This window comes from Arthrobacter sp. D3-16 (assembly GCF_054408515.1).
In genome coordinates this window covers 2,851,688-2,874,258 of sequence record NZ_CP096437.1, presented here as the reverse complement: position 1 = coordinate 2,874,258, position 22,571 = coordinate 2,851,688, and the positions used below count along the sequence as shown (strand labels likewise).

The window sequence follows — 22,571 nt, the reverse complement described above, 5'->3', positions numbered from 1 at the left end:
GGTATAGGGTTTAAGCCATGATTCCAGCTGTTGTGCCCTGTACTGACCGCGCCCTGTGGGACGAATACGTCGACCGGTTCCAGGGGCACCCGCAACAGCTCTGGGGCTGGGGCGAGACCAAGGCCATGCACGGCTGGTCCGTTGACCGGGTGCTGGTGAACGATGACGGCAACACCATCGGCTGTGCGCAGCTGCTGATCCGGCGGCTGCCGCTGCCCTTCCGCGCACTGGTCTACATTCCGCGGGGGCCCATGTGTGCGCCGGAGAATGCGCAGGCCGTCCTCGGCAGCCTTGCAGGGCACGCTGCCGAGCGCCACCGCGGAGTGGCCCTCAGCATTGAACCGGACTGGGACCAGGACTCGCCGTACGCAAACGCGGTGAAAGAAGCGGGGTTCCGCTCATCCACCAACACGGTGCTGATTCCGCGCACGCTGATCCTTGACCTCACCAGGTCCGATGACGAACTCATGGCTGAAATGTCCAAGTCCACCCGCGCAAACATCCGCAAGGCGACGCGCAGCGATGTCGAGTTCCGCAAGGTGAAGAATGACGCAGAGCTTGACCAGGTGCTGGCGATCTACCACGAGACGGCGGAACGTGCCGGGTTCGGGATCCACGAGGACCAGTACTACCGGGACATCTTCCGGAACATGGGGGATGGCTCACCCGTCATCGGCGCGTTCGACGGCGAGCAGTTGCTGGCGTTCGTCTGGCTCGCCAGGAGCGGTGCCACCGCCTTCGAGCTGTACGGCGGCGTCTCCGCGGAGGGGCAAAAGCAGCGGGTCAATTACGGTGTGAAGTGGGCAGCCCTGCAGGCGATGCGTGCGGACGGCTGCACCCGTTACGACTTCAATGGCCTCCTCAACGACGGCATCTCCGACTTCAAGAAGCAGTTTGCGAAGCACGAGAACATGCTCCTGGGCACCTGGGAGAAGCCGCTTTCACCGCTGTACCCGGCCTATGCGCAGGCCATGCCGCTGGCACGCCGCGGACTCCAAACCGCACGCCGTCTCCTGAAGACGGCTGCTGGAAGGGTCCGGCCACTGATCCAAAGGGTGCGCCCAGGCAGCTAGCAGCGTCAGGACAGCTGGCAGCGTCACGTCAAGGGCGACGACGGCACCCGCCATGGTGCCGTCGTCGCCCTTTTGCTGCTGCTAGGTGCGGGCGAGACCCTCACGCAACCCGGTGGTGACAGCGAAGGCCAATGCGGGTTCAGTGCTGCCGGCTACCGGATGAACGTTGACGGGCGCCTCGGCGGCTGCCAGGAAAGCGCTGCCGCCTCGGGAAAGCTGAAGGTCGCCCTTGGGTGAATCCAGGTAGACGTCCCCGGCCACCACAATCACCACTGCCGCGCCGGACTGTGCCAGCGGAACGGGCCCGGCGTCCGGGGTGAGTTCTATGCGCTGCAGCTGGAACTCCTCGAAAGGCGGGCGGAAAAGCTCCTGGTCCATCACGGTCCGTTCGGGCTGGAGCCCCGGCACGGCCACGGGCTGGAAGTCGATGGTACGCAGCAGTTCGGGGACGTCAACAAACTTTGGGGTGAGTCCGCCCCGCAGCACGTTGTCTGAGGATGCCATGACCTCAACGCCCAAACCATGCAGGTAAGCGTGGACGTTCCCCGCCGGCAGGTAGACCGCCTCGCCCGGCTCCAGCGAGATGCGGTTCAACAGCAGCGAGATCAGGACTCCCGGATCACCCGGGTACTTTTCATTGAGGCTGATGGCTGTCGCAAGTTCGGTTTCGTAGGGAGCCAGCGGGGCTCCGGAAAGCAACGCCGCCACCACCACTGCCGTGTCCTCAGCCACGGACGTGCCGCCGGAGATCAGTCGTTCGAAGGCCTTCCGCAAACCGGCGCCATCGTTGCTGTCCTGAAGATCCGCAAGAAGTGAGCTGATCAGTGCGGGCGCTTCGCCCTCCACGGCGCCAAAGGCTGAAGCGACATGCTCCAGGATCTCCCGGGCCTGCTTGGCCGGACGGAAACCGCACAGCGCCTCAAAGGGCGTCAGCGCAAGAATCATCTCGGGCTTGTGGTTGTCATCGCGGTAATTCCGGTTGGGGGCGTCGGCGGCGAGCCCCTCCGCGTTTTCCCGCGCGAAGCCAGCCCTCGCCTGCTCCAGGCTCGGGTGGACCTGCAGGGAGAGCGGCTGGGCAGCCGCCAGAATTTTGGCAAGGAACGGCAACCGCGGACCAAACCGCGCCACGGAGTCCGCGCCGAGGAAACGCTCCGGGTCGCCGGCGATCAGGGCATCGAGGGTGACGGTGGACCCGTCCTCTGGCATGTGGGCCACGGACGGTGAGTCCGGGTGCGCGCCAATCCAGAGCTCTGCTTCCGGGCGCCCGGACTCCGGCCGCCCCAGCAACGCTGCGATCGCCGTCGTCGATCCCCACGCATAGTCCCGGAGGACGTTATCAATCTCGTACAAGGCGGTGTCCGTTTCCTAGGTAGGTCTGATGAGGATGCTGGTTACAGCGGCGCGCATTGGCCGTTGGTGGCTACGAGTTGCCGGATGGCCTCCTCGTTGCCTTGGCGCTTGAGCTGGGTCAGCATCTCTTCCGTAATCGGCTCACCGTCGGGAGTGGTGGTCACCGGGACAAAGTCCGACGGCGCGGGCTGCTGTGTTGCGGGGCCGCCAGCCAGCAGGGTGGCCGGAGGAGCTCCTGCCGCCTGCACGGGCCCGGCACCTGCGGGGGAAACCACCATGACGTCGTCGGGAGCTCCTGCCGACTGCGCCTCCTGCGCTGAAGCAGATGCCAGCAACTGGTCCACCCGGGTGTGGATTTCATCGAAGTCCGGAACAGTGGAGAACGAGGCATCGAAATCCGGCGGGCCGATGGTGAGCCGTTTGACGTCCTGGCCTTTCGCCTTGATGGCGAGGTCCACGAAGCTGCCGAGCTGCGACGAGGAGATGTTTGATTCCACCACCTTGGTTCCCGCGTTGGCAATGTCCTCGAACTTGGCCAGGAGCGTAGCGGGATCCAACTGCTTCAGCATGGCCTGCTGCACGCATTGCTGCCGCTGGATGCGGGCGTAGTCGTCCACGTATTCGCGCGACCGTCCGTACCACAGCGCCTGGTCTCCGTTGAGCGTTTGTTCTCCGGCCGGGATCCACCCGACGGGCATACCGTACGTCCGGCTGAAATCGTCAAAATAGCCGCTCATGGGAACCCAGCCGCCGGCCTTGATTTTGATGCCGCCCATGGCGTCGATGAGGGATGAGAAGCCCTGCATGTCCACGAGTACATAAGCCTGCACCGTTAGTCCCAGGGTTCCGGAGACGGCCTCGAGGGTTGCCTGTGCACCTGGGTCAGCCACGCCGGGGTAGAGGTCGGCGTACTCGTTCGTCACTTCGGTGTTGATGGCATTGATTAGGCACTCGTCACCGCAGTCGTAGCCGTCGGGGTAGACGGCGCGCATGGGGGAGTCCTCGCTGAACTGGGCATTCTGCAGGTTTCGGGGTACGGAGATAATGGCGGTCTGGCCAGTCTTGGCGTCCACGCTGAGGACGGACAGGCTGTCCGGGCGCCTGCCGGTACGGTCCTCACCGGCATCGCCTCCCATCATGAGGAAGTTGTAGCGGCCCTCGACCGGGTCGATGGCGGGGCCGGAGGAGAAAATGCTGCCGATCGCGTTCCGTCCCACATTGAGCAGGTACGCAGCGTAACCAAGCGACCCGCTGCCCAGGACCATCGCCAAAACCAGGGCAACGACGACGGCGGGCCGTGCCCGCGGTGCCAGCAGCACCGGGCGGATGAGGCGCAGGGTGTTGATAAACAGGAGTGTCCAGCCGGCAGCGAGTGCCACCAACAGGATCACCAGTGCCAGCGAAGCGAAGGGGTTGGTGATGATGTTGATGAGCAGGGTCCGGTTGAGCAGCAGCAGGAGCACCGCAAGCAGCAGGACCGCCCAGACACAGAGCGTCACCCTTAGCGCCGCGCGGCCCAGTTTGCGGTCACCGGCCACAAGCTGCGCGCTGCCCGGGACCAGGAGGGTCAGAAGCACAAGGACGAAGCCGCGCTTGGTCCTTACCGGGGAGGAAGCGCTGACCGGGTAGCGGACCGGGTCCGTGAGCGATGTGTCGGAAGGGGACTGCTGGACCTTGCTGCTGGTCATGGCCGCCTTCCTAACGGCTGCCCCGGAGCGGACCGTTGCCTTCGGCGAAAACCTCGCTGACCTTCTGCCGCAGGTTTGCCCCCTTGCGGGCGGCCACGGCATTAAGGTCTGCGGCAAATTCGAGGAGGTCGGTGCGCAGCGAAGCCGCAAGCTCATCGGTACCCGCTGCCAGCATCCGGACCGCCAGGAGACCGGCATTACGGGCTCCAGCGATGGAGACCGTGGCCACGGGAACGCCGGCAGGCATCTGCACGATGGAGAGCAGGGAGTCCATGCCGTCCAGGGTCTTCAGCGGGACCGGCACGCCGATCACGGGCAGGGGAGTAACGCTGGCCAGCATCCCGGGCAAATGAGCTGCACCGCCGGCGCCGGCGATAATCACCCGCAGCCCGCGCTCGTGCGCTGTCTGGCCATAGCGGATCATTTCCGTAGGCATCCGGTGCGCGGACACAACGTCAGCTTCGAACGGAATACCGAACTCCGCCAAGGCGTCGGCCGCGGCTTCCATAACCGGCCAGTCCGAGTCTGATCCCATCACCAGGCCCACCAGCGGGTTGCCGGCGGGACCGGGGGCGGGAATGGCTTCGGGACTCATGCTTTCTCCTCAAAAATTGCCGGCGGTTCTTCGGCGGATACCCGCCCGTCCCGGATAATGCCTGCCACGGTGCCAGCACGGCGCCGGACGGAATCAACCTCTGCTGTGGACGACCCCACCAGGTTTACGTGGCCAATCTTCCGACCTGGGCGGACCGACTTGCCGTAGCAGTGCACCTTGGCCGCAGGCTCGCTGGCCAGGGCCAGCGGGAAGGCGGAAAACAGGTCCTGGTTGTCGCCGCCCAGGAAGTTCTTCATCACGACTACCGGACCCAGGACATCAGTGGCACCCAGCGGAAGGTTAAGGACTGCCCGCAGGTGCTGTTCGAACTGGCTGGTCACCGACCCGTCCTGCGTCCAGTGCCCGGTGTTGTGGGGGCGCATGGCCAGTTCGTTAATGAGGAACCCTGCGCCGGTGCCCGGGGTTTCGAAGAGTTCCACCGCGAGGACCCCCGTCACACCCAGTTCATGGGCTATCCGCAAGGCAGCGTCCTCTGCTGCCGCTGCAACTTCCACCGGAATGTCCAAGGCAGGGGCGATGACTTCGTCACAGACCCCGTCAACCTGGATGGTGTGCACCACGGGCCAGGCCCGGGCCTCGCCGTCGGGCGTCCTGGCAACCAAGGCGGAAAGCTCGCGGGTGAAGTCAACTTTTGCCTCCGCAAGGAGAGGGCTCATGGCCTCAAACCATCCAGTGGTTTCGGCAGCCTCCTCCGCCGAGGAAATGATCCGGACGCCTTTGCCGTCGTAGCCGCCGCGGGGAGTCTTCAGGACCACAGGCCATCCAATGTCCTCGCCGAAGCTGACCAGCGCGGCCACGTCCGCAACCGAAGCCCAGGCGGGGTTGGGAAGTTCCAGCCGGTCAATGGCGGCACGCATCACCAGCTTGTCCTGCGCGTGGACCAGGGCGTCCGGGCCGGGCTGGACGTTGACGCCGGCATCCTGAAGAGCCCGGAGATGGGCTGTGGGCACATGCTCGTGGTCAAAGGTCATGACGTCCAGGCCCTCGGAAAATTCCAGGAGGGTCCGCAGGTCCTTGTAGTCGCCCACCGGAGAAGAGGGTACTGCCGAGACGGCGGAAACGTCGTCGCCTTCGGCAAGGACGCGGAGTTCGAAGCCGAGTGCAGTTGCGGCTGGGGCCATCATTCGAGCAAGTTGGCCGCCGCCAACTACGCCTATTACTGGAAAAGTCACATGGGCCAGCCTACCGAAGACCAGCCCCGATCCCGTGTTCCGTTGCTTTTCCCCGATGGTTTTCCGCCCCGGGACCGTTCGGTGGCGCAGCATTAGGGGTGGCTGCCGGACCGCTCCAGGAATTTGACGGGCTAAAATGGACCTCTGGCCGTGTGGCCCATCGTTCAACGGCCATGGAGGGTCATGTTTAGCACGCTCGCAGATCGCATCCGGGGGCTCGCCTCGCTTTTTTGGCGTGAAGTGGCCAAGTTCGGCGCCGTCGGCGGTGTGGCTTTCGTCATCGACAACGGAATGACGTATTACCTGATGCACGGCCCCATGACGGACAGTGAAGCCAAAGCGCGCTTTGTGGGCGCATCAGTGGCAACAATCTTTTCGTGGATAGCGAACCGGCTCTGGACCTTCCGGCACCGGCGGCAGGACAATGTCCTCCGCGAGTTCCTGATGTTCATCCTCATCAACGGCATCGGCATCGGCATCTCCACCGGCTTTACCGCCCTTGCCAAATACGGGCTGGGCGTCACGGACAAGAACATGCTCTTTTTCGCGGGAGTAGCGGGCATCCTGGTGGCCACGGTGGTCAGGTTCTTCGCCTACCGCTTTCTGGTGTTCAACAAGGAATTGGACCAGGAGCCGGAGTTCTCCCACGACCACGAGCTTATCGACCTCCACCACCACGGCAAAGGCTCCGGCACAGGTGCTGTTGAGCGCGAGCCCCTCGCGGAGGATCCGGCCCAGCCGCAAAAGTAGGGCCGTGCGGCCAGCCGCCGTTCAGCTGCCGTGGATGCGTTCTGCGGCCAGCAGCTTTTCAGTCGGCTCGACATCGGGGTGCGTCAGTACCACTGAACCTCCGCGCCGCCATGCCCCGAGCGCGTTGGCCAGTGCTGTCTCCAGCCCGTCCCCTCCCCGGACGTGCAGCCGCACGCCCTCTTCATGGGGGATCGCGAACCCGTCAAGCAGGTCCTGGTGGAGGTGCCGGCGGCCGTCCCTGGCGACAATCGCGCAAGCCGTGGGGTCGGCCTCGACGTGCTGCATAAAGACGTCCCCGTGGGAGCGCACTTCCGCAGCATAATCCAGGCAGCCAGGCGGAAGGTCGCCGTCCCAGCGCATGGCCAGCGCGGGCAGGGCAACGGCCACGACGGCATCGTACTTTCCGGCTGCCGGCTCCGGCCGGGCCGTGGCCAGGAGATCCGCCTCTCCGCCGTTCAGGACTGTCTCCAGCCCGAGTTGCCAGCCGGCAAGTGCCCAGACCATTCCCTTCCAGTGCGCAGGCAGGTCAAGCGCCAGGCGATTGCCGGGTTCGGCGTCCAGTTCGTCCTGGAGGAGGTTGCTGGTTTTGGCCACCCAGTTGTCCAGCACCTTTCCGGACAGCTCCACGCGCTCCGAGTCAGGGCCGTACCACGTGAGGCGCGGAGCAGTGGAGTTGCCGGTTCGCAGGCTGGTCATCAGGTCAATTGCCGGGGTAGTCATGCCACAATCCTGCCACCGGCGCCACAGCAGGTCACCCAACCTGTCCCGCCCCGCAGGTAACTCCAGCTGGCAGCGTGATACTTATCACATGTGATGCTAAGCGTGCTTGCTATTTATCGGTTGGCCGGGTATTTTCCCGCCACTAGGCGGTTTTTATGGGCTTTCAGCAGTCCGGTCCGCCGATGTCGGCCAGTTTCCGGCCGCGCGGCGAAAATTACCGGGCGTGGCGTGCACCATGTTGGTTGCCGTGGGTGATTATTATCCGGGCCGCGGCTTGACTCGCCCTAGTTACACACGTGTAATTAGGTAACTAAAGGCAACTGCGTAAATGCCGGCACACAACCGAGTGTCCACGTATCCAGGCAGGAGCTGCAACATCAGGAGGGTCGCCGTGGGGCAAGCAGAGCGTATCCAGGAAGATGCCGTAGTGGCCGGTCAGGCAACGGCCAAATACCGTGCGCGGGGGGTGCCCAGCGATTGGTACGTAGACCCTGCGGATCCTGATGCTGCGGAACGGTTCAACACGAACAATAAGGACTTCCTGCAGGACCAGGCCACGGCTTTCCTCGCCGCGCACGAAGCACTCGTGGGCGGCGGACAGGACCCTGAGGACGAACTCGATCCTCCCATGGAGCTTGCCGCCGGACCGGTTCAGCCCGTTTGGATCGGGCTGCCTTTCCAGCAGGACTTCGGAGACGAAGGCGAGCTCGGCTGGCAAACGGATGCGCTGTGCGCCCAGACGGACCCCGAGGCGTTCTTCCCGGAAAAGGGTGGCTCCACCCGTGACGCCAAAAAAGTCTGCGGTGCCTGCAACGTGCGGTCCCAGTGCCTTGAGTACGCTCTGGCCAACGACGAACGTTTCGGCATCTGGGGAGGCCTTTCCGAGCGCGAGCGCCGGCGGCTAAGGAAGCGAGCAATCTAATTCATCAGGATGTTCATGTCACTGCCGTTGTGGTTGCCCACAACGGCAGTGTCTATCTCCCCAGAACCCTGGCAGCCTTGGCGGACCAGACCCGGCCGGCGGACTACGTCATCGGTGTCGACACAGGGTCCCGCGATAATTCAAAGGTCCTGCTTGATGAGGCCCTGGGCGGGGCGCACGTAGTAAAGCACCGCGGAAAGAGCGGAATGGGCGCCGCGGTATCCGCCGGACTTGCCGAACTCGCCCCGTGGCGCGGGGATCAGGGCAACAGCCGTTCAGAGTGGATCTGGCTCCTTCACGACGACGCCGCGCCCGCTCCGGAAGCACTCGCAGAACTTTTGCTTGCAGTCGAACGGGCACCATCAGTGACAGTTGCCGGCTGCAAGCAGTTGGACTGGCATGCGGGACGCATGCTGGTGGACGTCGGCCTCTCAACCAGCCGTTGGGCGGAGCGGCTTACCCTGATCGACGCTGACGAACTTGACCAGGGGCAGTACGACGGCCGTACCGATACCTTCGCCGTGAATTCCGCTGGAATGCTGGTGCGCCGTGACGTCTGGGAACAGCTCGGCGGCTTCGATCCTGCCTTGCCCGGCAGCGGTGACGACGTCGATTTCTGTTGGCGCAACCGCCTGGCGGGGCACCGTGTGGTAGTTGTCCCCGCGGCCAGGATGTTCCACGTGGCACACCGGCCGCATGCGCTGGGTAATGCCGCCGCCGCCCGGAAGGCCCAAGTCCACCTGCGGCTGAAGCACGCACCGTTGTGGATGGTGCCCGTCCATGGCGTGGCGGCCCTTCTCGGAAGCATTTTCAAACTCGTTTTGAGCATTGCCGTCAAGGATCCCGCGCACGGCATCACGCAGCTGGGTGCAACCTTTGCAGCCCTGGTCCGCCCCCGCGCGGTCATGAGGGCAAGGGCGAACGCCAGGAAGACGCGCCGAATCCGCCGGTCCGTCATCCGCAAGCTCCAGACGCCCCGCCGTGAGGTATGGAGTCACAGACGCTCCCTGATGGAAGCCCTGGGTTCCGACGGCAGCCCCACGGATGACCTTGTGCAGGACCCGCTGGCGCACCAGCCCAGCGGGGACGCATCCGATGACTTCGCGGCCCTTGCCACCAGCAAGCGCGGCTGGGTGGGCAATGGTGCCCTGGCCGCGGTGATCATCGCATCGGTCACCTCCCTTCTGGGTTTGACCGGACTCTTTGGTGCCCCTGCCGTCTCCGGCGGGGCACTCATTCCCCTTTCAAGCAACCTGGGCGACATCTGGCACCATGCATCCAGCTGGTGGATCTCGTTGGGCGCCGGGCTTCCGGGCCGCGGCGACCCCTTTGGATATGTCCTGTGGATCCTTGGCGTTCTGGGCGGCGGAGACGCCAACGCCGCCATGGCCTGGCTGCTGCTGCTCAGCACACCGCTGTCCGGCCTCACGGCCTGGTTTGCGGCCGGCGGACTGACTGTTCGCCGCCGCCTCCGTCTGGCAGCAGCGCTTTTCTGGGCGGCTGCCCCGGCCCTGCAGGTGGCCCTTAACCAAGGCCGGGCCGGGGCGCTCATTGCACACATCATGATTCCACTGGTCGCACTGGCCCTGCTGCGGGCCACTGGCTCGGCAGTGGGGCAAGGGCGCTTCCAGCTGCCGGCTCCAGGTGAACGCCGGGTCACCGACCGGCCAGCGGTTAAGCCCGGGATCAACGGACTGCCGTCCTGGACGTCGGCGGCGGCGGCCGGCCTGGCGCTGGCTGTTGTGACAGCGTCCGCGCCGTCCCTCCTGGTTCCGGCCACAGTGGTGATCGTTCTTTGCGGGCTCCTGCTCGGCCGCCGGGGCCGGACGGTGTGGTGGGCGTTGCTGCCCACCGCGGCCCTGTTCATTCCGTTCGGCCTTTCAGCCCTCGACAGGCCGCGGGCCCTGCTGGCTGATCCCGGCGTCCCCCTTGGTTTCGACGCCGCTCCACTATGGCAGCAGCTGCTCGGCCAGCCCCTTGAATTCGGACCGAACGGCGGGCTGGCTGGCCTGCCGTACTTCGCGGACACTGCGGTGCCGTGGGCCCTGTTGCTTGCCCTCCTTCTTGCCGTCCCCGTCCTGCTCCTGGCCGTGGCGGGCATCTGCCTGCCCGGCAGCCGGACCGGAATTGCACGGTCCCTATGGGTTGTCGCCACTATTGCCCTGGCCGGCGGCTGGCTGGCAGGGCAGGTGTCTTCAAGCATGAATGCCGACGCCATGGTGACGCCCTTCCCCGGACCGGCTGTTTCGGCGGCAGCGTTCGCCTTGCTGGGTGCCGGCGTCCTGGGAGCAGAACGGCTTTTGGGCATGGCAAGCGCGGCGGCAACCGGCGGTGTAAACCACAAGAAGGCGCTGCAGTCAGCGACGGCATGTGGCATGGTGCTCCTGCTGGCCGGCCCGCTTGCCGGAATGGCTGCCTGGTCTGCGCATAACATCCTCCGCCCTTCTGTTGTTACGGCCCAGATGCCAGCGGCCTCCGCTGCGCTGGGAACGCCCCGCCTCGTGGAGGCTGCCGGCATCCGCATCCTCCCGGCCACCGCCACCGACCGCGGAACCGGGCCCGAACAGACGCGCACGCTCTTGATCAGCACCGGTGAGAACGGCACCTATGACGCTTCCCTGATGCGCGGCGCGGGAACAACGCTTGACAGCCTTTCGGCCATCGCCTCGGCGCGCAACATCCTCGGCCGTCCCGGATCAGAAACGGCCCGCGACGACGACGACGTCACTGCCGCGGTGCGCCGCGTGGTGGCGACGCTGGTGGCCGGCCAGGGAGTGGACCCCCGAACCGACCTGGAACAGCTCGGCGTCGGCTTTGTGGTCCTCCGGGCGGCAGACACCGCTGCCCAGCTCACTGCCAGCAGGATGGACGCAGTACCAGGGCTGATTGCGGTGGGCCAGACCGACGTCGGCTGGTTGTGGCGGATCTCCCCGCTAAACCAGCCCGTGCTCCAGGCAGCGGATGTTGCCCACCGGGTGCGGGTTGTCGACGCGGACGGCGCCGCCATTGCGCTGGTCCCATCAGGGTACGACGACGTCGATGCTGCTGTTCCCGAGGGACCGGAGGGCAGGCTGCTGGTGCTGGCCGAACGGGCAGACCCCGGTTGGAGTGCGTGGCTGGACGGCCGCAGGCTGACGGCTACCACATCCGGGTGGTCCCAGGCCTTCACCCTCCCGGCCACGGCGGGCCACCTGACGGTGCGATACGACAACCCGTGGGCCCTGTGGTCCGGGATCGCCCAGGCCACCATCATCGGACTGACGGTCATGCTCGCCATCCCGATGCCTGCCCGGCGCCAAAGGACGGGCCTTTCCCGGGACGAAGGCTCGCTTCGTAAGGAACACCAGAATGCGTAACACATCCAATTCCGCCGGCGGCGAAACCCGGGAAAGCACAGAAACCGCGAAGCGCTCCGGAGCCAAAGGGCGGAACGCGGTGTTCTCCAGCCTGGCCTCCGCCGCCGTTATCATCGCCGGTGCAGGAGCCGTGGTGGCAGCCGGGTCCGTGCTCCCGCAGCCCCTTTCCAGCCGTGCCGTGCCCGCAGGGGTGTCGGCAGTTCCTGCCGGCAGCAGCGTTGGCGTCTGTCCGGGCCCGGCCCGGCTGCTGGAAGGCACTGAAGCCGGCACCGACCCGCAATTCAGCCCCGAGTCCGAGACTGCCGCCAGTTCGGTCACGGGTGCAGTGCTCAGCGCCGGCGGCGTGCTGCCGGCCAGCCGGCTGTCCGAACTTGGCGGAACAACGGCCGTCGAGATTTCCAAAGAGCAGGCCCAGCCCGGTGCCGAAGGGGCTTCCCAGGAACTCCTCGCAGGGGTGGTGGCGGGCCGATCCATAGACCAGGTGAACGTCCTCGGCGCCGACGCCCTGGCAAACCAGAAGGCCTCGGCCGCAGCGGCCATGAAGTTCACGGCAACGGACGGCGATTTGCAGGGCACCGCGGCAGCCAACTGCCTGCAGCCCTCGAACGATCAATGGCTGGCGGGCGCGGGCACCACCGTAGGCCGTACATCAGTACTTGTCCTCACCAACGCTTCCACTACTCCAGCCACTGTGAGCCTGGAGCTCTTCGGGACCGGCGGCCAGATCCAGGCACCCGGCAGCCGGGGACTGCTGGTCGCCCCCGGTACCTCACGGCCGGTAGTGCTGGCCGGCCTGGCGCCGGGGGAAGCCCAGCTGAGTGTGCACGTGCGCAGCGCAGGTGGCCCCGTTGCAGCCGTAATTCAGCAGAGCGTCCTCCGGGGCCTTACCCCTGGCGGCGTCGACTTCATCGCCCCGGGAGCGGCGCCGGCCGTCCGGCAGGTCATGACCGGCGTGGATATCCAGGACCCCGGACAGGTGGCAGCAGTCACCGGAAGATCCGGATACGAAGACGCTGGTCCCGCCCTGCAGCTCACCGTGCCCGGCCCGTCAGACGCAGTGGTGGAGGTCAAGCTCTACGGGCGGGACGGCCAGAAGGCATTGCCCAACGGGGGAGTGATAACTGCCAAAGCGGGCACCGTCACCGAAATCCCGCTCACTGGCGTCCCGGCCGGTCATTACACGGTAGTTGCATCATCCGATGTCACGTTCGTGGCCGCTGCCAGGATTACCCGTGGCGTCCGGGATACCCAGGCAGCAGACGTCGCGTGGGCGGCATCGGGAGTAAGACTCGGCAGCCAGCATGTGGTCCCCGTCCCACAGGGGGGTCAACGCCACCTGGTTTTCGGCGCTCTCGACGACCGCGCCACCATCACCTATTCGGCCATCACTGCCGATGGCAAGGTCCGGGCGGCGTCCACCGCCGATATTGCCGGCGGAACGACGGCATCCATCGCCATTCCCGAAAAGGCTGAGGATTCCAATGTCGTGGGCTACGTGGTGTCGGCTTCGGGCGACGCCGCCTACGGGGCCCTGCTTCTGCAACAGGACGGAAGGGACGACATCTCGTCCCTGGCCTTCCTGCCGGCAGCGGCGGGCCAGGAAACAGTGCCAGTCACCCTGAGTTACTGAGGCTGGTATTCCGGCACTGCCGCCTGCCGGGTGCGGGCCAGGAAGATGCCGGGGTCAGTACCTGCGCCGGTACACCGGATCGAGGGTTTCCGGGGCAACACCGAGCATTTCAGCCGTATGCTCCACAACCACGTCATGGACCAGGTCCTGGAGTTCCTCGACGCTTCCGCAGGCCTGCTCGACCACCCGCCGGTAGACGGTGATCATCGGCCCGTCCTCGCCGGTGGCAGGGGTGTAGGAACCCATGGGGGGAGTGGCTGCATTGGCCGCCAACTGTTCCAGGTCAGGCGGGATTTCATCGACGCCGAAGCGGACGCCATCCAGGGTCTTGCCCCAGATGTCATGCAGCCGTTGCGCGGAGTCCAGCACCATGTCATCAAAGCGGTCCGACCGTGTGCGGTAACCGGGATGGGTGGGGAGCATGACGTCGCCCCGAAGTCCACGGCCGTGGCGGTTTCGGCGGCGCATCATAAAGCTTTTGCCCGGGGACGCCGTGCGCTGGTCTGTGCGGACATCCGGCTCAGCCAACCGGACCGTAAAGCCTGATTCATGGTTCGATGACTGCATACATCGACTGTAAACCCGGGGAAGGATTTACGCGACACATGGGCTGCCCGCACCAAGGCGCGTCGCCAGGGCAGCAATGCCGTGTTTTGCCGGGTGGACAGAGTAGTCTGTGATGTCGTGGGAGCTATCCGTCAGTGTTCAAGATCTGCGTGCCGCCAGTCAGCGGTAGCTACCCTGACGTACGTTTACGCGGATTCCACGGCGGTCCTTGGACCACTGGCCACCTATGCCGAGCCGCATTGTTACGATTTGTGCGAGCAGCACGCGGATTCCCTCACGGTCCCGCGGGGATGGGAGGTTCTGCGCCTGGCCATGCCCTCCACTCCGCAGCAGCCGGGCCCCGATGACCTCCTTGCACTGGCCAACGCCGTCCGGGATGCCGCTGCCTTGCCTGCGCAGGTGCCGCCAACCTCCGGGAAACGCGGCCCACATTCCGCCTTGGAAGCGCCGGCCGGAGCGGAAGGCACCCGAAGGGGCCACCTCCGCGCCCTTCGGGAACCGTCCTGAACCGCATCTGGCGGTAGGCTGGAAGCTGCAATTCCGTCCGCTACCGGCGCCAGCGCGCCCGCCAGGGAGCATGAGCAATGCCAAAGATCAGTCCTGAACTCCTCTCCATCCTGCGTTGCCCCGTGACGGGCTCGCCTCTGGTCCAGGAAGGCGGGGAACTTGTTGCAGCCGGCGCGGGCGACTCCGGCGTGAGGCCCCGCTACGCCATCGAGGACGGGATTCCCCTCCTCCTTCCGCCCGAACTGTTGGCAGCAGCGAATGCAGCCGGTTCAGACCAGCACGATTCAGCCGCCGGCACACCCCAGGCCGTTTAGCCCTTCATCCGACAGCACAAACCACCGGCGCCGACGCCGCGGCTCCCTGACCGGGCGCCGCAAGCAGCATCCGGCCACCGCCGGACAGAGTAAAGGATCCATCCATGGCTTTTGATTACAAGGTTGCCGATATCTCGCTGGCCGAGGCCGGCAGGCACCAGATCCGCCTGGCAGAGCACGAGATGCCGGGCCTGATGTCCCTCCGCGAGGAGTTTGGACCCACCCAGCCCCTGAAGGGCGCGCGGATCGCAGGATCACTGCACATGACAGTGCAGACTGCGGTGCTGATCGAAACCCTCACCGCACTGGGTGCCGAGGTCCGCTGGGCTTCCTGCAACATCTTCTCCACGCAGGATGAGGCCGCCGCTGCCGTAGTGGTCGGAAAGGGCACTGCGGAGGACCCCCAGGGCGTGCCGGTGTTCGCCTGGAAGGGTGAAACGCTGGAGGAATACTGGTGGACTGCCGAGCAGATCCTCACCTGGCCCGGCGCGGAGACCAACCCGGAGCTTGGCCCCAACATGATTTTGGACGACGGCGGCGACGCCACCATGCTGGTACACAAGGGCGCCGAGTTCGAGGCGGTGGGCAACGTCCCGTCCGCCGACCCGACGGACTCCGAAGAGTACGGCATTTTCCTCGACGTGCTTCGCCGCTCCCTGGCAGCGGACCCGCACAAGTGGACCCGCACGGCGGCGAACATCAAGGGCGTCACCGAAGAAACCACGACGGGTGTCCACCGCCTGTACCAGCTGGCTGAACAGGGCAAGCTGCTCTTCCCCGCCATCAATGTCAACGACTCCGTCACCAAGAGCAAGTTCGACAACAAGTACGGAATCAGGCATTCACTCCCGGATGGCATCAACCGTGCAACGGACGTGCTCATGGGCGGCAAGGTCGCCGTCGTCTGCGGCTATGGCGACGTCGGCAAGGGCGCGGCGGAGGCACTGCGCGGCCAGGGCTCACGCGTGATCGTCACCGAGATCGACCCCATCTGCGCCCTGCAGGCGGCCATGGACGGCTACCAGGTGGCCAAGCTAGAGTCCGTCCTGGCCCAGGGCGACATCTTCATTACCACCACGGGCAACAAGGACGTCATCATGGCCGAGCACATGGCGGGCATGAAGAACAAGGCGATTGTGGGCAACATCGGCCACTTCGATAACGAAATCGACATGGCCGGGCTCGCCAGGATCCCCGGCATCAAAAAGGTGGAAATCAAGCCGCAGGTCCACGAATGGGTTTTTGACGAGGGGACTGACAGCGAGCGTTCCATCATTGTCCTCTCCGAAGGCCGCCTGCTGAACCTGGGCAACGCCACGGGCCACCCGTCCTTCGTGATGAGCAACTCCTTTGCCAACCAGACCATCGCCCAGATCGAGCTGTGGACCAAGAAGGACCAGCCCGAAGGAGAGCGAGAGTACGAAAACCAGGTCTACGTCCTGCCCAAGGTCCTGGATGAAAAGGTGGCCCGCCTGCACCTTGATGCCCTGGGAGTGGAGCTGACCGAACTGACCAAGGACCAGGCCGAGTACCTGGACATCGACGTCGCCGGCCCCTACAAGCCCGAACACTATCGTTACTAACAAGTAAAGTGCCCGGGTGCCGAGAGCACCCGGGCTGTTACTTTCTGCGCCTAGGATCAAAACATGGAGCCTGAAGTCCAATCCCGCCGTCCGGGCAGGGTCAAGAAGATTCTTGTGGTGGCCGCTGTCTGCCTCCTCGCCGCCGTGGGCGGCGTATTCGCTGCAGTGGCACCGGGAATCGCCCGCGGAGCCATCGAATCCGAGGCAGGGACCGCCGTCCGGACATCGCCCGGCATCGCCGCGCCGGTCATTGCGCCCGTGAAGCTCGACGCCGCGCCGGCCAACGGTGCGAAGCAGGTGAACCCGGCAGCACCGGTGTCCCTCAAGGTGGCCAACGGCACCATTGAACGCGTGACGCTCACCAGTACCGCCGGCGAGACGGTGGAGGGCACTATCGACGCCGCGGGAACTGGCTGGACGGCGTCGGGCCCCCTGAAGTTCAACACGGACTACAGCTACACGTACGCGGTGAAGGACGGCGCAGGACGCGAGAAGAGCACTACGCAGTCCTTCAGCACGGTGTCCAGTTCCCATGAGGCGGATGCGGCGATCTACCCGCTGGACGGCATGAAGGTGGGCGTGGGGCAGCCGCTTCAGGTCATCTTCAGCGAACCCGTGGTCAACCGCGAGGCTGTGGAAAAGGCGATCAGCATCACCAGCAGCGCCGGCCAGGTGGGCGCCTTCCATTGGCACAGTGACACCATGGTCCGGTACCGGGCGGAGAATTTCTGGGCGGCAAACTCCACCATCACCATGGACATGCAGCTCTTTGGCGTGGACCTGGGCAACGGCCAGATCGCCAACTTCAACAAGAAGGTGAACGTCTCCATCGGTGACAAGAAGGTGGCGGTGGCGGACGCAGCCGCGCATACCTTCACGCTCAGCGTCAACGATCAGGTGGTCAAGACGCTGCCGGTGAGCATGGGGGACAAGCGGTTTCCGTCCGCCCGCGGCTACGGCGTGCTGATGGAAAAGAAGCGCTACGACCATTTCCGGGCCTCCAGCATCGGCCTGAAACCCGGTGACCCCGCCTACTACGGGGACGTCGACGTGGAATACACCATCCGGCTCACCCTCAGCGGGGCCTACATCCACCAGGCACTGGAGTCGGCTTATCCGTTTATCGGCAATACCAACGTGTCACACGGCTGCATTGGATTCGCCCCCGACGGTGCCGCATGGGTCTTTGACAACATGGGCACCGGCGACGTCGTCCATATCGTTAACACCGAAGGCGACTACGCAGCCAACGATGATGGGTTTGGCGACTGGAACATCCCCTGGAGCGAATACGACAATTAGCGCCTAGCTGCCGAAAGGCAGACGGTGCAGCCGCGCACCCGTCTCGGCGCTCCGGCGTCGTGCCTGCGACAACCTGGCAAGCTCCCTGCTCCGCCGCTCGGCCACGACGGCGGCAAGGTAGTCGCCCGGGCTGGTCCCGGGCGGCGGGGGCGGGGCTACATGGGCGGCCAGTTCAGTAGCGATCGACTCGGCCATGCCCGCCCTGGACAGGGGGGCCATCCGGCCGGCCTGGCGGATGAACTGGGATGCCCGGCGCGCCGTCGCGTCCGGGATCCGCCCGATATCAGCGGCAGCGGCCCAGGAGCGCAGCCGCGGCGGAACGAGCACCGGCGGAGACGCCTCAACCGGTACACGGCTGCGGATCGCGTAGGTCCCGGCCATCAGGTCGCCCAGGCGGCGCGACCTGTCATTGAACAGGGCCACGGCGATGGCGAGCCCACCGAAGGTCAGGTAGATCTCGAGGAAGCCGGCGAGGCCGCGGATGAGCGCGTGGCGGAACCGGATGGCACCGCCGTCCTCGCGCACCACGCGCAGGCCCGCTGCGAGTTTGCCCAGCGAAAGCCCGCGGCTCAGGGTCTCCACCGCCACCGGAACGATGACCAGGCAGAAGACCACGCTGGCCAGTACCAGGGCCCGCAGGGCCGCCTCGTCAAGGTCCTCGCCCGCCGCCGCTACCCCGATCAGGATGACCACCAGCAAAATGATGCTCAAGGCCATATCCAGGAGCAGGCCCAGCGCGCGGGCCGCAAACGATGCCGGACGCAGCTCCAGGACAACGGCCTCACCGGTGACTATTGAACTCACGCTGTTCCTGTTCCTCGCGGCTAACGGGACGCTCATAGTCTAGTGCGGGGCCGCTAGGCTGTTGCCGTGGATATGGACGCGTTCTCCGCCGTCAACGCGGACAAATGGTCGCGGCTGCATGAACTTGCCTATAAGGGCAGGCTCAGCGGCCCGGAAGCAGATGAGCTCCTGACGCTGTACCAGTCCACGTCCGCCCACCTCTCCCTGATCCGGTCCCTGGCCCCCGAAAGTGGACTGTCGGCATCACTGTCCGCCACGCTTGCCCAGGCCCGCACGCGCTTCACCGGCGCGCGGTCCAACGTGCTGGAGGACCTGGCACGGTTCTTTGTGGTGGCCCTGCCCGCCGCCTTCTACCGGCTCACCTGGCTCACCCTGGCATGCGGGGCAGCCTTTGTCCTGGTCGGCGCAGCCTACGCACTCTGGATCAGCACCTCGCCGGAAGCACTGCGGGCGGTGGCGTCCGAAGCGGCGGCCCGGCAGTACGTCGAGGAAGACTTCATCAACTACTACTCGGAGAACCCTGCCGCATCCTTCGCCGGCGCGGTGTGGACCAACAACGCCTGGATCAGCGCGCAGGCTGTAGCGCTGGGGATCACCGGAGTGTGGGTGCCCATGATTTTGTTCAGCAACGCGCAAGGGGTGGGAATAGCCGCAGGCATCTTCGCGGCCGCGGGAAAGTCGGAGGTCTTCTTCAGCTACATCCTGCCGCACGGCCTGATGGAACTCACAGCGGTGTTTATTGCCTGCGCCGCCGGCCTCCGGATCTTCTGGGCTATGGTCTCGCCGGGGCCCCGCACCCGCGGCCGGGCAGTGGCCGAGGAAGGCAGGTCCTTGATCACCGTAGCCCTGGGCTTGGTCCTGGTGCTGTTCGTATCAGGCCTGGTGGAAGGTTTCGTTACACCCAGTGCACTGCCGGTCTGGGCAAAGATCGGCATCGGGGCCGCGGTCCTGGCGGGTTACTGGCTGTACGTCTTTGCCTGCGGGCGCCCCGCCTACCTGGCAGGGGAGTGCGGTGACCTCCGCCGGGAAGACGCAGGCTACTCAGAAATCGCTGCCTGAATCGTTGTAATCCACGCGGGGTGGTTCCTCGCCCCGCCGGAAGCCCGGACGGTAGGCTCGTCAACAGATGAAGCGCGCCGGCCGATCCACAATCCGGCGCGGAAACCCAACGGAAGTGACGCTGCTGTGAAAGACGAAACTCCTGCCCGCGCCAGGCGCGCCGAGCCGCAGCCGGAACCGGTTCTGGACACATCAGGCGATTCTGACGAGCCGGCGTTTTCGTGGTTGACTCCCGGCGGCACAGCCGCCGGAAGTTCTTCCGACGCCGATGAATCCACCGCGGATGCCCCGCGGAAATCAGCGGGGGACGGGAAAACCGGCTCGTCGGCCACGGCTGCCACCGCTTCCATGGCTGCCGCGGCCCCGGAGGCCCGCCACGCCGTCCAGCCGGAGAGCCGGGCCGACCGAAAAGCCGCCGAGTCCGCCGCCGAAGATTCAGAACCCGCATCCGGGCGCGATGGCTCTCCGGTATTCAAGGAACGTTTGCCCACCTCCGCGCTCCAGGTCCGTCCGCCGGAGGAGGAGGTGGAGCGCCGCAATGCCCAGCGCGAGAGTGCCGCCAATGCCAAACCGGTGGCGCCCCGGGTAATGCAGGTCCTGCTTGCCCTGTTCTTCCCACTGATCCTGCTTATCCTTGCCGTGCGTGCCGTAACCAGCCCTCTGTTCCTGTGGGTGGAGTACAACCGCCCTGGATTTCCCGGGGACGGCTACGGGTTCAGCACCGATGACAGGATGACCTACGGCTCCTACGCCGTTGACTACCTCAGTAATTGGGCCGGGCCGCGCTACTTGGGCGACCTGGTGCACCGCAGCGGCGACAAGCTGTTCAAGGATGGCGAAGTCAGCCACATGGCGGACGTCAAACTGGTGATCCTGTCCACCTTTGGTGCCGGTGTGCTGCTGATCCTGGTGAGCCTCATCGCTGTCCTGTACCTGCGCAAGCGAAGCACCGGGGGAGTGCGCAGGGGCCTGTTCGCCGGCTCCATCATCACGCTCGTCCTGATCCTGGGCCTTGGATCCCTGGCAGTGCTGGGCTGGCAGCAGTTCTTCACCGAATTCCACCGGATCTTCTTCGCGGACGGATCATGGACGTTCAGCCTGGACGACACCCTGATCCGGTTGTTCCCCGGGCAGTTCTGGATTGACGCCGGAATAGTGATCGCGGGCCTGGTGCTGTTGACGTCGCTCGTTACGCTGATCCTCACCTGGCCTACACGCCGGCGCCGCGGCCTGGCCAAGGATGAACCAGCGGAGGCGGAGCAGCCAGTGGAGGGCGCAGCGGGCCAGCCGGCCGGTCAGGCGTAAAGTTTGGCGATATCGGTTTCGAAGTCCTGCACCACGGCGGAACGTTTCAGCTTCAGCGAAGGCGTCAGGTGACCTGACTCGACGGTGAACTGGGCGTCCAGCACGGTGAACCTGCGGATGGATTCTGCCTTGGACACCAGCTGGTTCGCCTGGTCCACTGCCTCCTGTACAGCAGCCTTTACGTGCGGATCCGTGACGGCGTTCCGCACCGAAAGGCCGGGCAGCCCCTGCTCGGAGCACCAATTGTCCAGGCCTTCCGGATCCAGGCTCACGAGCGCCGCCACAAAGGGCTTTCCGTCGCCCACCACTACCGCGTGGGCCACCAGTGGATGGGCGCGGATCCTTTCCTCCAAGGGCCCCGGTGCAACGTTTTTGCCGCCGGCGGTCACCAGCAGGTCCTTCTTCCGCCCCGTGATGGTGAGGAACCCCTGGGCGTCAAGCTCCCCGAGGTCGCCTGTGCGAAAGAAGCCGTCCACGAACGCTTCTGTGTTCGCCGCCTGATTCCCGTGGTAGCCCCGGAAGAGGCCGATGCCCTTCACCAGGATCTCGCCGTCTTCGGCTACCCGTATGGTGGTCCCGGGGATGGGGATGCCCACGGATCCCACCCGCGTGAGTGAGGGTGTGTTGACGGTGCATGGTGCGGTGGTCTCGGTCAGGCCGTACCCTTCCAGGACGGGAATTCCGGCACCCCGGAAAAAGTGGGCATCCGCCGGCGCAAGGGCGCTGGCGCCGGACACGGTGTGCCCCACATGGCCGCCGAAGGCCTGGCGAAGCCGAGGATACAGCAGCCTGTCGAAGATTCCATGGCGGATCCGGCAGAGCAGCCCGGGACCGCTGCCCTCGCCCCGGCTGCGCCGGTCCTCCTCCTGCGAGTACTCAATGGCTGTTGCCGATGCGGCATTGAAAAGCCGCGCCTTGCCGGCCACCGCTGCCTTGTGTGCTGCTGTGGCGCGGACCTTCTCGAAGATCCGAGGAACCACCAGCAGGAACGTGGGCCGGAACGTGCCCAGGTCCTCCAGGAGCTGGGCCGCGCCCGGCGTATGCCCCAGGGTGGCGCCGGCGGTGAGGCAGACCACCTGGACCGCCCGGGCCAGGACGTGGGCGAGCGGCAGGAACATCAGGGTGCGCGCTTGGTCCTGGAGCAGCAGTTCCGGGAGGAACGCGACGATGTTCTTTGCCACCAGGGCAAAATTGCCGTGCGTGATTTCGCAGCCTTTGGGGTTGCCGGTGGTTCCGGAGGTATAAACCAGGGACGCCACGTCATCCAGCCCCGCCCGGCTCCGTTGCCGTTCCAGCTCGGCATCGCTGACACCTGCTCCCGCGGCGGCAAGGCTCGCGAGGTCCGGGGCATCGCCGTCGAAATCCATCCGGACCACATGAACGAGGCGGTCCCGAAGCAGTGTGGAACCGGCCAGGACGCCCGCCACAAGCTTCACTTTGGCGCGGTCCTCAGCAAAGACACGGCGTACCCCGGAGTCGTGGAGGATCCACTCCACCTGCCCGGGGGAGGACGTCTCGTAAATAGGAACGGTCACGCCGCCGGCAAACCAGATGGCGAAATCGACCAGCGTCCATTCGTAGGAGGTGGCGGATATTACAGCAACGGTGTCGCCCGGCTCGAGCCCGCCGGCGATCAGGCCCTTGGCAAGGGCACTGACATCCTGCAGGAATTTCTGCGCCGTCACGTCCATCCAGCCGTTGGGCCCCTTGCGCCGGTACAGGGCGTGGGCCGGGTTGGCGGACTGTTGCTCCAGCAGCAGATCCGTGACGTTGCTGGCGGCATCAAGCTCAACCAGCAGTCCGGTGCTCGCTTCTCTCACGGGGTCTCCGTTCCGCTGCCATGCCGCGGCAGC

Annotated in this window: 19 protein-coding genes; 11 read left to right on the top strand and 8 right to left on the bottom strand. The window is 65.6% G+C overall.

The genetic code is table 11. The annotated features are described in order from the left end of the window. Positions 1-17 precede the first annotated feature (17 nt). The gene (locus M1D32_RS13570) at positions 18-1,073 is read left to right on the top strand and encodes a lipid II:glycine glycyltransferase FemX (RefSeq protein ID WP_458779173.1); all 1,056 of its coding nucleotides are present in this window, start codon (positions 18-20) and stop codon (positions 1,071-1,073) included. Between the two features lie 81 nt (positions 1,074-1,154). Here the strand turns inward: M1D32_RS13570 and manA are convergent, their stop codons facing one another. The 4 genes from manA to M1D32_RS13550 are packed head-to-tail and all read right to left on the bottom strand — an operon-like array spanning position 1,155 to position 5,851. Continuing rightward, complete coding sequence (gene manA / locus M1D32_RS13565) at positions 1,155-2,423, bottom strand: mannose-6-phosphate isomerase, class I (RefSeq protein ID WP_458779172.1); 1,269 nt, start codon at positions 2,421-2,423, stop codon at positions 1,155-1,157. Positions 2,424-2,464: 41 nt separating this feature from the next. Continuing rightward, a complete protein-coding gene (locus M1D32_RS13560) occupies positions 2,465-4,111 on the bottom strand; it encodes an LCP family protein (RefSeq protein WP_458779171.1) in 1,647 nt (548 codons plus the stop codon). A 10-nt stretch (positions 4,112-4,121) separates the two neighbouring features. Then, positions 4,122-4,706: a 5-(carboxyamino)imidazole ribonucleotide mutase gene (gene purE, locus M1D32_RS13555; RefSeq protein ID WP_458779170.1), complete on the bottom strand. Its 585-nt coding sequence runs from the start codon at positions 4,704-4,706 to the stop codon at positions 4,122-4,124. Continuing rightward, a complete protein-coding gene (locus M1D32_RS13550; protein WP_458779169.1) occupies positions 4,703-5,851 on the bottom strand; it encodes a 5-(carboxyamino)imidazole ribonucleotide synthase in 1,149 nt (382 codons plus the stop codon). Before M1D32_RS13550 ends, purE begins: the two co-directional genes overlap by 4 nt. A 231-nt stretch (positions 5,852-6,082) precedes the next feature. Between M1D32_RS13550 and M1D32_RS13545 the strand changes: the two genes are divergently transcribed. Beyond that, entirely contained in the window at positions 6,083-6,649 is a 567-nt protein-coding gene (locus M1D32_RS13545; protein ID WP_458779168.1) for a GtrA family protein, read from the top strand. Positions 6,650-6,670: 21 nt separating this feature from the next. Here M1D32_RS13545 and M1D32_RS13540 read toward each other — a convergent pair whose 3' ends face one another. Further along, positions 6,671-7,369 (bottom strand): TIGR03089 family protein, encoded by a 699-nt coding sequence (locus tag M1D32_RS13540; protein WP_458779167.1) that lies wholly within the window; start codon positions 7,367-7,369, stop codon positions 6,671-6,673. Positions 7,370-7,760: 391 nt separating this feature from the next. Here M1D32_RS13540 and M1D32_RS13535 point away from each other — a divergent pair, with 391 nt between their 5' ends. From M1D32_RS13535 to M1D32_RS13525, 3 genes are read left to right on the top strand one after another with little or no spacing between them, the layout of a single operon-like run. Continuing rightward, complete coding sequence (locus M1D32_RS13535) at positions 7,761-8,291, top strand: WhiB family transcriptional regulator (RefSeq protein WP_458779166.1); 531 nt, start codon at positions 7,761-7,763, stop codon at positions 8,289-8,291. Positions 8,292-8,320: 29 nt separating this feature from the next. Further along, entirely contained in the window at positions 8,321-11,647 is a 3,327-nt protein-coding gene (locus tag M1D32_RS13530) for a glycosyltransferase (protein ID WP_458779165.1), read from the top strand. Further along, positions 11,640-13,277 (top strand): DUF5719 family protein, encoded by a 1,638-nt coding sequence (locus M1D32_RS13525; RefSeq protein WP_458779164.1) that lies wholly within the window; start codon positions 11,640-11,642, stop codon positions 13,275-13,277. The genes M1D32_RS13530 and M1D32_RS13525 overlap by 8 nt, the downstream gene beginning before the upstream one ends. 54 nt (positions 13,278-13,331) lie before the next feature. Here M1D32_RS13525 and M1D32_RS13520 read toward each other — a convergent pair whose 3' ends face one another. Then, a complete protein-coding gene (locus M1D32_RS13520; protein WP_458779163.1) occupies positions 13,332-13,844 on the bottom strand; it encodes a metallopeptidase family protein in 513 nt (170 codons plus the stop codon). A 117-nt stretch (positions 13,845-13,961) separates the two neighbouring features. On the opposite strand from M1D32_RS13520, the gene M1D32_RS13515 reads away from it, so the two are divergent. From M1D32_RS13515 to M1D32_RS13500, 4 genes are all read left to right on the top strand, one after another. Continuing rightward, positions 13,962-14,351: a DUF3499 domain-containing protein gene (locus M1D32_RS13515; RefSeq protein ID WP_458779162.1), complete on the top strand. Its 390-nt coding sequence runs from the start codon at positions 13,962-13,964 to the stop codon at positions 14,349-14,351. 77 nt (positions 14,352-14,428) lie between these two features. Further along, positions 14,429-14,665: a Trm112 family protein gene (locus M1D32_RS13510; RefSeq protein ID WP_458779161.1), complete on the top strand. Its 237-nt coding sequence runs from the start codon at positions 14,429-14,431 to the stop codon at positions 14,663-14,665. Between the two features lie 104 nt (positions 14,666-14,769). Beyond that, positions 14,770-16,248 (top strand): adenosylhomocysteinase, encoded by a 1,479-nt coding sequence (gene ahcY, locus M1D32_RS13505; protein ID WP_458779160.1) that lies wholly within the window; start codon positions 14,770-14,772, stop codon positions 16,246-16,248. Between the two features lie 63 nt (positions 16,249-16,311). After that, the gene (locus tag M1D32_RS13500; RefSeq protein WP_458779159.1) at positions 16,312-17,550 is read left to right on the top strand and encodes a L,D-transpeptidase; all 1,239 of its coding nucleotides are present in this window, start codon (positions 16,312-16,314) and stop codon (positions 17,548-17,550) included. Positions 17,551-17,553: 3 nt separating this feature from the next. On the opposite strand, the gene M1D32_RS13495 is transcribed toward M1D32_RS13500, so the two are convergent. Beyond that, complete coding sequence (locus M1D32_RS13495; RefSeq protein ID WP_458779158.1) at positions 17,554-18,354, bottom strand: RDD family protein; 801 nt, start codon at positions 18,352-18,354, stop codon at positions 17,554-17,556. 66 nt (positions 18,355-18,420) lie between these two features. Between M1D32_RS13495 and M1D32_RS13490 the strand changes: the two genes are divergently transcribed. After that, positions 18,421-19,413: a stage II sporulation protein M gene (locus M1D32_RS13490; RefSeq protein WP_458779157.1), complete on the top strand. Its 993-nt coding sequence runs from the start codon at positions 18,421-18,423 to the stop codon at positions 19,411-19,413. 126 nt (positions 19,414-19,539) lie between these two features. Continuing rightward, a complete protein-coding gene (locus M1D32_RS13485) occupies positions 19,540-20,718 on the top strand; it encodes a TIGR01906 family membrane protein (RefSeq protein WP_458779156.1) in 1,179 nt (392 codons plus the stop codon). Here M1D32_RS13485 and M1D32_RS13480 read toward each other — a convergent pair. After that, positions 20,709-22,538 carry an AMP-dependent synthetase/ligase gene (locus tag M1D32_RS13480; RefSeq protein WP_458779155.1) on the bottom strand — a complete coding sequence of 610 codons (1,830 nt, stop codon included), beginning with the start codon at positions 22,536-22,538 and terminating at the stop codon, positions 20,709-20,711. The genes M1D32_RS13485 and M1D32_RS13480 overlap by 10 nt on opposite strands. Positions 22,539-22,571: the final 33 nt, after the last annotated feature.

Bases quoted from the DNA above. Each gene is read 5' to 3' on its own strand.
- ahcY (WP_458779160.1), top strand. From the start codon at position 14,770: ATGGCTTTTGATTACAAGGTTGCCGATATCTCGCTGGCCGAGGCCGGC.
- M1D32_RS13570 (WP_458779173.1), top strand. From the start codon at position 18: ATGATTCCAGCTGTTGTGCCCTGTACTGACCGCGCCCTGTGGGACGAA.
- M1D32_RS13540 (WP_458779167.1), bottom strand. From the start codon at position 7,369: ATGACTACCCCGGCAATTGACCTGATGACCAGCCTGCGAACCGGCAAC.
- M1D32_RS13550 (WP_458779169.1), bottom strand. From the start codon at position 5,851: ATGATGGCCCCAGCCGCAACTGCACTCGGCTTCGAACTCCGCGTCCTT.
- M1D32_RS13560 (WP_458779171.1), bottom strand. From the start codon at position 4,111: ATGACCAGCAGCAAGGTCCAGCAGTCCCCTTCCGACACATCGCTCACG.
- M1D32_RS13545 (WP_458779168.1), top strand. From the start codon at position 6,083: ATGTTTAGCACGCTCGCAGATCGCATCCGGGGGCTCGCCTCGCTTTTT.
- M1D32_RS13500 (WP_458779159.1), top strand. From the start codon at position 16,312: ATGGAGCCTGAAGTCCAATCCCGCCGTCCGGGCAGGGTCAAGAAGATT.
- M1D32_RS13520 (WP_458779163.1), bottom strand. From the start codon at position 13,844: ATGCAGTCATCGAACCATGAATCAGGCTTTACGGTCCGGTTGGCTGAG.
- purE (WP_458779170.1), bottom strand. From the start codon at position 4,706: ATGAGTCCCGAAGCCATTCCCGCCCCCGGTCCCGCCGGCAACCCGCTG.
- M1D32_RS13525 (WP_458779164.1), top strand. From the start codon at position 11,640: ATGCGTAACACATCCAATTCCGCCGGCGGCGAAACCCGGGAAAGCACA.
- M1D32_RS13510 (WP_458779161.1), top strand. From the start codon at position 14,429: ATGCCAAAGATCAGTCCTGAACTCCTCTCCATCCTGCGTTGCCCCGTG.